We start from the raw sequence: 14,253 nt of genomic DNA, 5'->3' as shown, positions 1-14,253 counted from the left end.
ATTCTACCCCCTTGTTGTGGGTTTCCTGCGCTTTGGAGGCTTTGTGACGCCACCTTTCCCGCCCCGTTAGGTGAATTCGAGATGTTACACAGGTAAATAGCCGTTGAACTCATGCGAATGCATGCTCTTTGCCGTGCAAGGCCGCTAAACCAGGAGTTAGATCAGGAGTGTTCAAACACTGACCCTATTGCAGCCATAGCCGACTGGTAGCTATGACCGCTATCGCAAGAGGAAGCCCAATCATGAACTCTCTCAAGCCCTTCACCGCCCTGCGCAAAGTAGCGTCGATGGCCGCCTCCAGCGCCCTGCTGGTCGCCGCAGCCACCGGCGGCATGGGTATTGCCGCCGCCGACGATGCTCAAGCCAAGCCGAAGACTCCCATCGAGCACGTCGTCGTCATCTACAGCGAGAACATCTCCTTCGACCACTACTTCGCCACCTACCCCAAGGCCGCGAACAAGGACGGCGAGAAGCTGCAGTCCAACGACCAGGATGCGCCGAAGTTCAAGGCAAAGAAGGGCACCCCGAAGGTCAACAACCTGGCTAGCGAGGACCTGCTGGGTTCGAACAACCCCAACTCCGTCAAGCCTTTCCGCCTAGGCCCGGACCAGGCCGTCACCGTGGATCAGAACCACGAGTACTCCGCGCTGCAGGAGGCTTTTAACGGCGGCAAGATGGACAAGTTCCCGGAGACTGTCTCCACCGACGTGGATAAGGAAAACGAGGGGCTGTACGCCCGCCCGGGTATGACCATGGGCTACTACGACGGCAACACCGTCACGGGTCTGTGGAACTACGCGCAGCACTACGCCATGAACGACAACAGCTACTCCACCATCTTCGGCCCGTCGACCCCCGGCGCGCTGAACCTGGTGGGCGCCACCGTCGCCGGCGCAACCATCCACGATCCGTCGAACGGCGAGCAGGTGAAGATCACTCCAGGTGAGTCCGACGAGTTCGCCGGAGTATCTAAGGACGGCAAGACCGTCACCGTCGTGGGCGACCCGGATCCGCTGTACGACGACTGCTCCAACAGCTCCTCCTCCAAGACCGACGAGGTTGCTGCGCTGCACAACAAAAACATCGGTGACCAGCTGAACGAGAAGGACATCACCTGGGGCTGGTTCCAGGGTGGCTTCCGCCCGACGGAGAAGGCTACGGATGATGCCCGCGCTCGTTGCGGTGCCACCCACAAGACCCTGACTGGCCAGGAGAAGACGGACTACAACCCGCACCACCAGCCTTTCCAGTACTTCGCATCCACCGCCAACCCGCACCACCTGGAGCCCAGCAGCCCGGACATGATCGGCAAGTCCGACCAGGCTAACCACCAGTACGACCTGCAGGATTTCGATACCGCCCTGGAGAACAACAACCTGCCGGCCGTGAGCTACCTGAAGGCCTCCAACTACCAGGACGGCCACGCGGGCTACTCCAACCCGCTGGACGAGCAGGCCTTCATGACCCACTACATCAACGAGATCCAGAACTCTGATCAGTGGGATTCCACCGCCATCGTCATCGCCTACGACGATTCCGACGGCTGGTACGACCACCGTGCCCCGGAGGTTCTGAATGGCTCCAAGGACAAGACCAAGCTGGAAGAAACCGGTAAGCCGATCGATTCCAAGATCTGCACCGACGCCGCCAAGAAGGTCGGCGTGGCCGACGACGCGGACGGCCAGTGCGGCCCGGGCACACGCCAGCCCATGCTGGTTATTTCGCCGTACTCCAAGGTCAACCACGTGGATAACACCTACACCGAGCAGACCTCGGTGACGAAGTTCATCCAGGACAACTGGGGGCTGGGCCGCCTCAGCGAGCACAGCTTCGATAACCGCGCGGGCAAGCTGGACAACATGTTCGACTTCGATAACGCCAGCGCAGAGAAGCTGTTCCTCAACGAGACCGACGGCACTGTCGCCAAGGACTACGACTCCATCGAGCGGGTGGATGACAGCGACCGCGCGGGCGAGAAGCTGAAGGACGTCGCCGAGGGCATGAACGACCCGAAGGTCACGGAGAAGGACGTGCAGAACGCCGCAGCTTCTAACGGCAAGAACAACGCAGCCGGCGAGTCCGACGACTCCAACCACCTGGGCGCCTGGCTGGGCATGGGCGCGGTGGCCGTAATCGTGTTGGGCTTCCTCACCTGGATCTCGAACCGCAAGGGCGAATCCGAGAGCTAGTACTAATAGCCCCCATCGATACCAGCCATGACCTCCCCTGAACCATCGGATCAACCCCGCCCGCTGCGGCAGCCCGCCCGGATTGTCGCATCCCTCGCCGTGGCCTCCGTCTCGGCGAGCGCATTGCTGCTATCCGGCTGCTCTAGCGAGGAAAGCGGCGGTGGCACTGGTGGCGACGGCGCAGGCGGCGCCGATGGTTCCGGCGAAACCGGAATTTCCGCCGATGCCGACATTCACATCAAGAGCCGCCGCGCCTGCCCCTCCCCCGGCGATTTGCACGGTGACCTCAACCACATCCGTGTGACCAACACCGCGGACGCCTTCACCACCGTCTACGTCGCCGACCAAGAGGGTTTCGCCTACCAGACCCTCGAGCGCATCGGCAGCTCCGCCACCCGCTCCTGGTCCGTGAAGCTGGCCGATGGTTCATACCACCTGACCTGCGTTTTCCAGGGCAAAAAGGCGATCTCTAGCGACGAGTTTAGGGTCACTGATTCTTCTCTTCGTGACGCCCCCAGGATGAAACCCATCACGGACAAAGAGGTCACCGACGTATCCATCGCCCACGCGCGTGCACAAAAACCTCAGGTGCGCGAATGGGTTTCCAAGGACGACGCGCTGTTGCGCGCCGTGCGTTCCGGCGACCGCGCGGCCGCGCAGGAAGCCTGGAAGACAGCCTATCTGGCCTACCGCAGGCTGGACGATTCCAACCACGAGTGGTCAGGGCCGGTGGATGAAATCGCGGACTTCGGCACCAGTTCGAAGGCCAATGGTGCGCAGGCCAAGGACCTTTCGGGCTACCACCGGCTGGAGTGGGGACTGTGGCACGGAGAGCCTATGGGTGCGCTGGTAGCACCCGCCGAGAAACTGAACCAGAACGTCCACGAAGTGGCGGACGGCACCGAGCATTTTGCGATCTTTGCACCCAACTATGGCCTGCGGACACACGAGGTCACCGAGGAGGTCGAGCGCTTCGACCTCAAGAGCCACAATGACTTCGGCGCCCACATCACGGGCAGCGCGGTGCGGGCCGCGCTTTACTCCACCCGCTCTACCCTCGATCCGCTGCGCGACCTGGTGGAAGACCGCGGGGCGGACCTGCGTGAACTCGACAAGCAGCTGGATCGAACGGACAAGGTAGCCAAGAGAATGGCGGCCAAATACGACGGAAAGAAGCCCTTCACCGCGTGGGAACAGGCCGATCAGCGAGAGCTGGGAGCGGCCATTGGGAAGCTGAACGAACTGCTTGCCCCGCTGGCGACGATGACTGTGATCAGGAGGATGTAGTGAACTGTCCTTTTCATTCCCGTGCCACCACAGACGACCACGGCGAACAGGAAAACCGCCCCGGAGGCGCCCGGGTTTCGAGGCGCACCATGCTCGGCGGAATGTTGGGGCTGGCTGGAGTGGGTGGCGTCACTACCCTTGCAAAAACCGGAGCCGCCGCCGAGGAGAACGACGGTAGCGACGAGCTACCCAACTATCCCTTTGAGGGCGAACACCAGCAGGGGGTGATTACGCCACCGCAAAAGGAGCTGATCATCTGTGGTCTGGACGTGCTGGTTGAAAAGCGCGAAGAGCTAAAGGAGTTGCTGCAGACGATCACCGAACGGGCGCGCGTGCTGACCACCGGGGGTCCGGCGGCACCCGATGGGATCGCGTATCCGGCAACGGATTCCGGGGAGCTGGGCGAGGACGTGCCGGTGGACGGGCTGACAATCACCCTGGGGGCGGGCGCAACGCTGTTCGACGATCGCTTCGGGCTAAAGGCCAAGAAGCCGAGGCACCTCAAAACCATGAAGGCCTTCGCGGATGATTCGCTGGATCCTGCGCAGTGCCACGGCGACCTGGTGCTGCAGATCTGCGCGCACAACCGGGATACGGCGATGCACGCGCTGCGCGACATTCTGCGGCACACGCGCGGGGCGATGGCGGTGCGGTGGCGTCAATCCGGATACCAAAACCCACCCCGTCCGAGCGGAACGCAACGCAACCACTTGGGATTTAAGGATGGAATCGTTAATCCCACGCCCGAGCAGCACGACGAGTTGGTGTGGGCGGGCGACGACGAGCCGAAATGGGCAGCCGGCGGCAGCTACATGGCCGTGCGGCTGATCGTGATGCTGACCGAATTCTGGGATCGTATCTCCATCGCTGAACAGGAGCAGATCTTCGGCCGCGAGCGCTTCAGCGGCGGGCCGCTTTCCGGCGGCGACGAGTGGGAGGAGCCGGACTATCTGGATGACCCCACAGGGGATGTGATTCCGGTAGATGCGCACATCCGCTTGGCGAACCCGCGAACCGAGGAAACGGCGGACCAGTTGATGCTGCGGCGCGCCTATAACTACGACAACGGTGTGTTGGACAACGGCACACTGGACGTGGGTTTAGTGTTTGTGTGCTTCCAGCAGGATCTGCAGCGGCAGTTTATTACCGTGCAGAAGCGGCTAGAGGGCGAGCCGCTGGCGGATTACATCCGACCCTACGGCGGTGGATATTTCTATGTGTTCCCCGGAGTGTCCGGGAAAGATGACTTCCTGGGTAAGGGACTTTTCGTTCCCCCATACGTGGGTAAATCAAAGTGACTGGTGTGAAAAGTTGCGTATATGTGCAATTTCGCGCTGACCAGTCTCTTTAAAGAAAGCGCTTCGGTAAACCGCCTGAGCAGGAGTTTTTGCAATTCCTAGCGCTGAGGAACCCGACGGCGGAAGCTACCTTAAGAATGTCCGACGTTTCACCCAGAAGCCAAATGGTTTGGCTACCCACAAAACTCAGGAGAATGACATGAAGCTGTCCAAGAAGATCACCGCTACCGCCGCTGCTACCGTTCTGGCTTCCGCGGCCCTGCTGACCCCGGTTGCTAGCGCTCAGGAAGAGGGGGGCTCCCCAGCTCCGGAGGCTCCGGCCGAGGGAGACAACGGCGCTGGCGAAGAACAGCCGGGCGCTGGCAACGAGGAGGAGCCGGCTGGCTCCTCCAACATGAGCAAGGAAGACAAGATCGCTGCCGGCATCGGTGGCGGCATCGTCGGCCTGGGCGTTCTGGGCGCAGCCCTGGGTAACGCCGGTGACAAGGGCGAAGCTGACGACGAGGCAGAGGCTCCGAAGGACGGCGAGAAGGAAGAAACTCCGGCTGAGGGCGAGGGTAAGCCCAAGGCTCCGGCTGCAGAGGCACCAGCTGCAAACGCTGAGGCACCGGCCAAGGAGGCCATCGAGGCACCGGCAGCTGACGCTCCGGCCGAGGGCGAGGCAGAGGGCGAGGCTGCGGCACCGGTCGCAGAGGCACCGGCTGAAAGCAACCCTCAGCTGGCTAACACCGGTGTTAAGCCGGAGATCTCCATCCTGGCTGGCCTGGCTCTGGTCTCCATGATCGCTGGCGCTTGGATGATGTTCGCTCGCCGCCAGGCATAACTCACGCTTTCATAGCGAGACACGGTAAAACCCGCGGCCCCTTCTTACTCCGGAAGGGCCGCGGGTTTTCACATGCTTTCGGGCCCTCTCCTGGCCGCCCAGGCGCGAGTTCGAGCGCCCCTAATCAGCTATTTCCCGCCAGAATTTCTCCAGCCGATTGGAAACCAGCTCCGGCTCTCGCGCCCAGCGGTTGTGCCCCAGCTGTGAGTCGAGCTCTTCGATCTGCACCACGTCAGCGGGCAACTCCGAGCCCAGGTTCTCCGCGGAAGCGGTCGGACAATCCTCGTCATTCGCGCAACGCGTCAGCAGCACCGGGGTGCGCACGGACTTTTTCGCCTCTTCGTAGTCCATGTCCTGATCCGCCAGCTTGTGCAGGCGGTTCGTTTGCCCATAACGGAACCATTCGCGCAGTTGCGTGCCCGATTGGCGCCCATAACCCGCCAGGTCCAGCACACCCGCGGGCTGGTATCCAAACAGCAGGATATTCAGCATGATCTGGTACGTCCCGAAGCGCAGGCGCGTACGCTGCTTACCCTCAAACCCCTTGTAATACGGGGTGCCGGAACCCACGCCCATCATCCCGCGAATGCCCAGCTCTGCAGCCTCGGGACGCGCCAGGAAGAGCGCACCGATCTGTCCGCCCATCGAATGGCAGAGCATTAACGTGGGGTGATTCTTATTGACGCCCAACGCTTCCTTCGCCGCCCGGATCGTTCGCGGATAATCCTCAGAGGCCAAGTGGTGGTAACCCCACTGGTGCTTGCGGGTGGCTACGGCCGTGGAACTACCCTGCCCACGCAGCTCGCCGGTAACTACTGGGTATCCGCGATCGGCCAGCTCCCAGGCGATCGGATCGTAGTAGCGGGCGCCCATTCCAAAGCCTGGCCACACCACAATCAAGGGACGGGCACGATCCCACGAAGCATCCGCTGGGTTGTTCGCTGGGTTCGCAGCACTGCCGGAGGCGGTGGCGTCACTACCTTCTTCCCCTACTTTCGCCGTGCCAGGCAGGAACAGGCGAACCTGCGACGTGGTGCCATCGGCCATCTCTACCGGCAGCAGGGTCGGCTCCCGGCGTGGCTGCGTACGAGTGGTTTTCGCTTGGTGTTTCGAATCGCTCACAGCACTCGATTAAACATCAAGGAAGCGCACGTCGCGTGCGTTCTTGGTGATGAAGCTGCGGCGGGCGACAACGTCGTCGCCCATCAACACGCTGAAGATCTCGTCGGCGGCGGCGGCATCCTCCAGGTCCACGCGGCGCAGGGTGCGCACCGTCGGATCCATGGTGGTCTCCCACAGCTCCTTGGCGTTCATCTCACCCAGACCCTTGTAGCGCTGGATGCCGTCGTCCTTGTTGATCTTCCGGCCCTGCGCCAGGCCCTCCTCCAGCTGCTCATCGCGCTCGCGGTCGCTGAAGGCAAAGCCCGGCTCTCCCTTGGCCCACTTGAGCTTGTACAGCGGCGGCTGAGCAAGGTACACGTAGCCTTCCTCCACCAGCGGACGCATAAAGCGGAACAGCAGCGTCAGCAGCAGTGTGGCGATGTGCTGGCCATCCACGTCGGCGTCGGCCATCAGCACAATCTTGTGATAGCGCAGCTTCTTGATGTCGAACTCATCGTGGATGCCGGTACCCAGAGCCGTGATGATGGCCTGGACTTCATTGTTTTTCAGCACCTTATCCATGCGCGCCTTTTCCACGTTCAGGATCTTGCCGCGCAGCGGCAGGATGGCCTGGTACATGGAATCGCGGCCGGATTTCGCGGAGCCACCTGCGGAGTCACCCTCCACGATGTACAGCTCGCTGAGCTTCGGGTCACGGGAGCGGCAATCGGCAAGCTTGCCCGGCAGACCGCCAATATCGGAGGCCGACTTGCGGCGCACCATATCGCGGGCCTTGCGGGCGGCGTCGCGGGCGTGGGCGGAAGCCACTGCCTTGTCCACGATGGCCTTCGCCTCCGCCGGGTTGGCATCCAGCCAATCCGCCAGATGCTCATTGACGGCCCTCTGAACAAAGCCCTTGATCTCGGTGTTGCCAAGCTTGGTCTTCGTCTGACCCTCGAACTGCGGATCACCGACGCGCACGGAGATAACTGCGGCGAGACCTTCACGCACATCGTCACCGCTAAGCTTCGGATCCTTGGCCTTCAACAGCTTGTGGTCGCGGGCATAGCGGTTCATCAGGGAGGTCAGCGCTGCGCGGAAGCCTTCCTCATGCGTACCGCCCTCGAAGGTGTTGATGGTGTTGGCGAAGGTGTGGACGGACTGGCTAAAGCCACTGTTCCACTGCAGCGCGACCTCTACCTCGTGATCCTCCTCGGCCACGTCGAAGGAGATGATGGTCGGGTGAATCGCAGTGCGCTTACGGTTGATGTAGGCAACATAGTCCTTCAGGCCCTCCGGATAGTGGAAGACGCGGGTACGTGGGCCCTTCTTCTTCTCGGCCTCGGCAGCCTTTTCTTCAGTGGACTTCGGCGCCGCTGCATCCTCTGCCGCAGCCTCCAGCTCCTCATCGTCCTCGAGGTTCTCGCGCTCGTCGACAAGCTTGATGGTCAGACCCTTGTTTAGGAAGGCCATCTCCTGCAGGCGCTTGGCCACAGTGTCGAAGTTGAACTCTACGGTCTCGAAAATCTCCGGGTCCGGCCAAAAGCGTTGCTTCGTGCCGGTGCCGCGGGCCTTCTTCACCTGCTGCAGCTCTTCGGGCACTGCCTCGTTGAAGTTCTGACGCCACAGGTACCCATCGCGCTTAATCTCAGTTTCCATGCGGGTGGACAGGGCGTTAACCACCGAGATGCCCACGCCGTGCAGACCACCGGAAACGGCATAGGAGTCCGAGTCGAACTTGCCGCCCGCGTGCAGTTGCGTCATAACAACCTGCACAGTCGGCGGGCCGGTCGGGTGATCTTCCACCGGAATACCACGGCCGTCGTCGATTACCTCCACGCCACCGTCGGCCAGCAGCGTTACGCTGACTTCCTTGGCGTAACCCGCCATGGCCTCGTCAACCGAGTTGTCCACAACCTCCCACACCAAGTGGTGCAGGCCGCGCTCGCCGGTGGAACCGATGTACATACCGGGGCGCTTGCGAACGGCCTCCAGGCCCTCGAGGATCGTAATTGAACTCGCGCCGTAGTCGCTCTGCTTCTGTGGTTCAGCCACGGTGGGTCAAACTCCTTTTCTCGCGCGTAAATAACCACCCCATTCTAGCGCGTCGCGGGCCTAAAGGTGCCATTGGACAGGCCGTTTGAGCTATTTGAACTGTGTTTAGATCATCCGAAGTCGTCTCGCGGTCCGCGCCCTTGCACGCGCAGCTTGCCGTATTTCGGCCGGCGGATGTTTGGTCCTTCGATCCGCAATTGAGCCACCACGTCCTCACCGGCACGCTTGGCTATGGCCTGCAGGATCACGGTCTGCATGTAGCGCAGCTGAGTGGTCCACGGGGTGGAATCGCACTCGATCACCAGGATCTGCGCTTCCTCCTCATACCGCACCGGGCGAGTGTGTTCGGCAATCTTGTCACCCACCAGCTCCGGCCAGGCGTTCATGATCCGCGCAACGCTCACCCGCTGCTGCCAGCCCTGCCGCTTGATCTCCCGCCCAATCAGCGCACCGAAACGCTTCGGGTCGCGGTAACTACGATCGAGCCGCCCATCCATGCGGGTCTTGTACCTGGTCGCCTTGCGGAACGTTGTCTTCTTGTTCTTTTTTGGTGACGCCACCAGCGGCAACTCAGCCTGCGGGGAACCACCGGCCTTCTTCATGGCAGCGAGGGCTTGGGCTACTGGGTCAGTCGCCATCAGCCTCGCCATCCTTTACTGCGCGTTCCGCCGTGCTTAACGCGGAATTCTTGAGTTCATCAATAGTGTAGATCTTCGCCACATCCCGCAGAGCCTCTGGAATGTCCTCATCCACCGCGGCCGTGATGAGGACCTGTTCGGCGCTGGAGATGAGGTCGACGAGGTGCTGGCGTCGAGAAGAATCGAGCTCTGCAAAAACATCGTCGAGGATCACGACGGGCTCAACCCCGTCCCCGCGCTGCATGAAAAACGCAGCAAGCCGCAGCGAGAGAGCGAAGGACCAGGATTCACCGTGCGAGGCGTAGCCCTTGGCGGGCTGGTGGCCGAGGATCAAATTCACATCATCGCGGTGAGGGCCAAGCAGCGTGGTCCCGCGCTCGACCTCCTGGGGGCGCTTGTTGGCGAAAGCCTGCAGCAGCGTAGCCTCTGCGATCTCAGGGCTGAGTAAAGCCGTGGGCTGGTTCGGCTCGCTCACACCAAGGCGAATACCCAGATCAGCAAGCTCTACATCGATGGTGGACGTGTAGGACATGTGCGCGGGGCGCGATTGCGGAGCGAGAGATTGATACGTCTGCTGAAGATGCGGGGCGAGGTCGTGAACGATTTGAACGCGCGCCGACATGATCTGTGCGCCCAGCGCGGCCAGCTGACTATCCCACACATCGAGAGTAGCCAGGGCGGATTCAGCATCGGCCTTGATGTCTTCCGAAAGGTTGTGGCTTGCTCCCTTCGGAGCGCCGACGACGAGCCGCAGAGCAAAGGCCGACTGCCGTAGCAGCGCATTTCGCTGGCGCAAGGCTTTGTCGTAATCCGCCTTTACCGCAGCTAGGCGTGGGTATCGGGCGACCATGATCGCATCTAGAAAATGACGGCGCTGCTCAGGCTCGCCGCGGATCAGCGCCAAATCTTCGGGAGAAAACAACGTCGTTCGCACGACTCCGAGCAGATCCCGTTGGGAATTCATAGCAGCCCGGTTGATGTGCGCGCGGTTCGAGCCCCGAGCACGGATAGCCAGATGAGCAGTGAGTTCGCGGCCATTGTTCACGGCGGTCGCAGAGATGTTGGCAATCTCTTCTCCACGTCGCACCAGGGCGGCATCAGAGTTAACACGGTGCGAGCTTAAGTGGGCAAGGTAACCGAGTGCCTCAACGATATTGGTTTTCCCGTGGCCGTTAGGGCCGGAAAAGATCGTGATGCCAGGGCTGAGCTGCAGGTCGAGTTCCTCCCACGACCTGTAATTACTCAGACGAAGATTGGAGACATACACGGTTAGCTTGAAATCAACCTAGAAAACCAAATCAACCTTGGCTTAGCCCGGCAGGCGCACGGGCATCAGCAGGTAGGTGAAGTCCGTTTCCGGAGTTGCGAAGTTGCCCTCTGCATCGGCCTCCGGCAGTTCGCCCGGATCCGGCAGCAAGATAGCGGGACGGGAGGCCATGGTGAAGCCGAAAACAACACGCGGCGTGTGGATGGCCGCCAGGCCTTCCTTTAGGTAGCTCGGGTTAAACGCGATGACCAGCGGCTCGCCGGCGAAAGCGCAGTCCAGAGTTTCCGTAGCGGATCCGACGTCGCTGCCACCCGCGGAAAGGGTGACGGTGTTGTCCTTGAAGTCCATCCGGATCTGGGAGTTCCGCTCGGCGACGATAGAGACGCGCTTGATTGCCTCCTGCAGCGGAGCAATCTCCACGCTGGCTAGGGCGGTGTGCGTCTTCGGCAGAAGCGGGCGGAACTTTGGGAATTCCGCGTCGAGCAAGCGCGTGGTCGTGTGGCGCGACTCGGTGGAAATACCCAGCAGGCCATCGGCGCCGATGTCCTCGCCACTACCCACTGCGATTTCGATGGGATCGGTGTTATTCGGATCCATGGAGCGCGCGGTATCCGCCAGGGTGCGGGCTGGAATCAGCAGCTTCGCCTGCGCATCGGCCTGTGCCGGGTTCCACTGGAAACTGCGGACGGCCAGACGGAAGCGGTCGGTGGCAACCATGATGACATTCTCGCCATCGATTTCAACGTGCACGCCAGTGAGCATCGGTAGGGTGTCGTCGCGTCCAGCCGCTACGGCGACCTGCGAAATGGATTCCGCGAAGAGGTTCGGGTCAATAGTGCCGGTGACTTCCGGCAGTTCCGGCAGAACCGGGTAGTCCTCGATGGTCATTGCCGGTAGCTCGAACTTGGACTTACCAGTCTTGAGAATCACAGTGGTGCCGTCGAACTCGATGTTGATCGGCTTATTCGGCAAGGAGCCGACGATGTCGGAAGCTAGCTTGCCAGCTACGAGAATCTTGCCGGGCTCGTTAACCTCGGCATTGATGCGCACGCGAGTGGAGACTTCGCGGTCAAATCCTGAAAGTTCCAACCCTTCGTCATCGGCGACAATCATCACACCGCGCAAAATGGGTTGGGTCGGCTTGCTAGGCAGGGAGCGAGCTACCCAACCGAGGGCGGATGCGAAGTCATCCTTGGGAACAATGAAACTCACTGCTTGGCTATCCATGCTCAACCTAACTTCCGTGCTCTCGTCGCTCTCGTAGTTTTTGAGGTTTTCGGGGTTCTCGAGGTCTAGCGGTCCTCGAGGTTCGTCTGATCAAGGTTAACCCACAAGCTCTATTTCTGTTTATTCCCTTTTATTTAGAGAGATAGCAGTCGTAGTAGGTGTTGTGGATCCTGTGTACAAACCCTAATCCATGCACGTCGCAGGGCGCGTTTGGGTGTTGATGATCTGGTGGACAAATTGTGAATAACAAACCTTGGCTGTGGATAACTTTGGCGGGTCGCAAGTTGTACACATCTTGTCCACTGCTGTTTGCCCAGTTTAGTGGCAGTTTTCCCCAGGGGACGGTGCGCTGTTTTGTGACGCAGATAACTTTTCATCCTGTATGGCGCACCCGATGGACGCGAAAACCACTACCCCTTGAATTACAAGTTTGAAATTACACTTGTGGAAAACCCTGTGGAATTGTGGATAACTGCGTTGGATCCCGGTCTAGCAAAGGTCAGGGCCGCGTGAGTTATCCCCAGGCTCGCTGTGGATAACTCACCGAATCTGGGGAAAACTGTGGGAAACCCACGCTCCCTTTTGCCTTCGGGGGTGCTGTTGTCCGCGGGAACAGCTAATCCCGGGCATGGGACTTGATCTTTTGTGTTAGTTCCTGCACCTGATCGAACACCTTCTTGTTCTCCGACAGGGATTCCCGCACCCGTCGCTCGGCGTACATCACCGTGGTGTGGTCGCGGCCGCCAAATGCGCTTCCCAGCTTCGGCAGGGACAGATCCGTTAACTCGCGGCAGAGATACATTGCAATCTGTCGAGCCTGCACAAATTTCTTGGCTCTACCCTTCCCCACCAGTTCGTCCGTGGTCAGGTTGAAGTAATTCGCCACCACTTCAATGACGTGCTGGGGCACGATCTCCACGTCCTGGTCCGCCGGCGAAATATCGCGCAGCGCGATCTCGGCCGTTTCTACAGTCAAAGGTTCGTGGCTTAACGCGCAGTAGGCCGTCACGCGAATCAAGGCACCGTCGAGCTCGCGGATGGACTTTTCGTAGCGGCTGGCAATGAGCACCTTCACATCCTCCGGCAACTGCACATTGTCGGATTCTGCCTTCTTCGTCAGAATCGCAATGCGCGTTTCCAGATCCGGAGTCTGCACGTCCGTAATCAGGCCGCCTTCGAAGCGAGTGCGTAGACGATCCTCCAGGGTGGTCAGCTGCCGGGGAGGCCGGTCGGAGCTCAAAACGATCTGCTTATTAGCCTGGTGCAGGGCGTTGAACGTGTGGAAGAACTCCTCCTGCGTGGACTCCTTGTTCTGCAGGAACTGAATATCATCCACGATCAGCATGTCCAGGTTGCGGTAGCGCCGCTTGAAGGATTCGCGGGTGTCGTTTGCGATCGAGTTAATGAAGTCGTTCGTCAGCTCTTCCGAACTCACATACTTCACGCGCATATTCGGCTGTAGTTCTTTGGCGTAATGGCCAATGGCGTGCAGCAGGTGGGTCTTGCCCAGGCCCGATTCGCCCCAGATAAACAAAGGGTTGTATGCCTTGGCCGGCGCCTCGGCCACCGCACGACAGGCTGCGGCGGCGAAGTTATTGGATGATCCGACCACAAAGTTTTCGAATGTGTAGTTCTTGTTCAGTAGCGATTCGCCGTCGAGCCCATCGTTGAAGCTCGAAGACGGTTGCGGCGAAGGGGTGTGGGGCGATGTGTGCCGCGGGGCCGGACGGTGCGCGGTCTCCTTGTTCGTCCAGCGCGTGGGCGTCGGAGACGGGTTCGGGTCGATATGGTTCTCCGTCGCTGAATATTGCCCGGCGAGCTCGTCGGCGTCATGCTCCCGGCGCCGTGCCGCTTCCTCAGCAGTTTCGGCCGCACTGCTAACCCCAGCCTGCGACGCGCCGTCCCTCTGCTCGGCCTTGTTGACCAGTTCCTCTACCTGCGACATCGAAAGGTCGTCTGCGGTTGCTACCGACCCTTTTTGTGACGCCCCTTCGTGGGTATCGCCAACAGGTTCAGCATCGGTGGGAGTGTCGTCGGCCTTATTCGCGTTATCCTCGGATTCCCCATTGGTGCTGGTGATGGCAAGACTTACGGAGAGATCCAGACGTGTCTTAAGGACGTGTTTGATGGGATCGATCAGGTCCTTTTCGATCGACTCCTTAGTCCACTTGTTCGGGGTTTCCAGCACCACAATGCGCCCCATAAGTCCGACTGGCGTGACCTTTCGCAGTAGGGAGCGCTGCTTAGGGGAGATGACCGGTAGGTCCGGATCGGGATTAGCCGACGAGCTATCGGCAAGCCAATCGTGCATGATGGCATCCCACATATCTGGGAAGTGTTCCTCGATGGAGAAGTTCGAGTTACTCAT

Annotated in this window: 10 protein-coding genes; 4 read left to right on the top strand and 6 right to left on the bottom strand. The window is 60.5% G+C overall.

All coding sequences use genetic code 11. The features are described 5' to 3' along the window. Window positions 1-242 precede the first annotated feature (242 nt). From CJEIK_RS00050 to CJEIK_RS00035, 4 genes are all read left to right on the top strand, one after another. A complete protein-coding gene (locus CJEIK_RS00050; protein WP_005292579.1) occupies window positions 243-2,189 on the top strand; it encodes an alkaline phosphatase family protein in 1,947 nt (648 codons plus the stop codon). Window positions 2,190-2,216: 27 nt separating this feature from the next. Beyond that, window positions 2,217-3,476, top strand: coding sequence for an EfeM/EfeO family lipoprotein (locus CJEIK_RS00045; RefSeq protein ID WP_005292577.1), 1,260 nt, complete (start codon window positions 2,217-2,219; stop codon window positions 3,474-3,476). Continuing rightward, complete coding sequence (gene efeB, locus CJEIK_RS00040; protein WP_256639791.1) at window positions 3,476-4,774, top strand: iron uptake transporter deferrochelatase/peroxidase subunit; 1,299 nt, start codon at window positions 3,476-3,478, stop codon at window positions 4,772-4,774. Before CJEIK_RS00045 ends, efeB begins: the two co-directional genes overlap by 1 nt. A 199-nt stretch (window positions 4,775-4,973) precedes the next feature. Further along, window positions 4,974-5,597 (top strand): hypothetical protein, encoded by a 624-nt coding sequence (locus tag CJEIK_RS00035; RefSeq protein ID WP_005292573.1) that lies wholly within the window; start codon window positions 4,974-4,976, stop codon window positions 5,595-5,597. Between the two features lie 120 nt (window positions 5,598-5,717). Here CJEIK_RS00035 and CJEIK_RS00030 read toward each other — a convergent pair whose 3' ends face one another. The 6 genes from CJEIK_RS00030 to dnaA all read right to left on the bottom strand — a co-directional run bounded on the left by CJEIK_RS00030 (window position 5,718) and on the right by dnaA (window position 14,253). Next, window positions 5,718-6,719 carry an alpha/beta fold hydrolase gene (locus CJEIK_RS00030; protein ID WP_115597306.1) on the bottom strand — a complete coding sequence of 334 codons (1,002 nt, stop codon included), beginning with the start codon at window positions 6,717-6,719 and terminating at the stop codon, window positions 5,718-5,720. A 9-nt stretch (window positions 6,720-6,728) separates the two neighbouring features. Next, window positions 6,729-8,753 carry a DNA topoisomerase (ATP-hydrolyzing) subunit B gene (gyrB, locus tag CJEIK_RS00025; RefSeq protein ID WP_005292569.1) on the bottom strand — a complete coding sequence of 675 codons (2,025 nt, stop codon included), beginning with the start codon at window positions 8,751-8,753 and terminating at the stop codon, window positions 6,729-6,731. A gap of 110 nt (window positions 8,754-8,863) precedes the next feature. Then, window positions 8,864-9,391 (bottom strand): DciA family protein, encoded by a 528-nt coding sequence (locus CJEIK_RS00020; RefSeq protein ID WP_011272777.1) that lies wholly within the window; start codon window positions 9,389-9,391, stop codon window positions 8,864-8,866. Beyond that, complete coding sequence (recF, locus tag CJEIK_RS00015; RefSeq protein WP_005292565.1) at window positions 9,381-10,658, bottom strand: DNA replication/repair protein RecF; 1,278 nt, start codon at window positions 10,656-10,658, stop codon at window positions 9,381-9,383. The genes CJEIK_RS00020 and recF overlap by 11 nt, the downstream gene beginning before the upstream one ends. A gap of 42 nt (window positions 10,659-10,700) precedes the next feature. Then, on the bottom strand, window positions 10,701-11,885 hold the full coding sequence (gene dnaN / locus CJEIK_RS00010; protein WP_005292562.1) for a DNA polymerase III subunit beta: 1,185 nt from the start codon (window positions 11,883-11,885) through the stop codon (window positions 10,701-10,703). Between the two features lie 616 nt (window positions 11,886-12,501). Continuing rightward, window positions 12,502-14,253, bottom strand: a complete 1,752-nt coding sequence (gene dnaA, locus CJEIK_RS00005; protein ID WP_005292558.1) for a chromosomal replication initiator protein DnaA — start codon at window positions 14,251-14,253, stop codon at window positions 12,502-12,504.

Source organism: Corynebacterium jeikeium, assembly GCF_028609885.1.
Taxonomy (GTDB): Bacteria; Actinomycetota; Actinomycetes; order Mycobacteriales; family Mycobacteriaceae; genus Corynebacterium; species Corynebacterium jeikeium.
The sequence above is the reverse complement of the archived record's forward strand: the minus strand, read 5'-3'. Positions and strand labels throughout refer to the sequence as shown.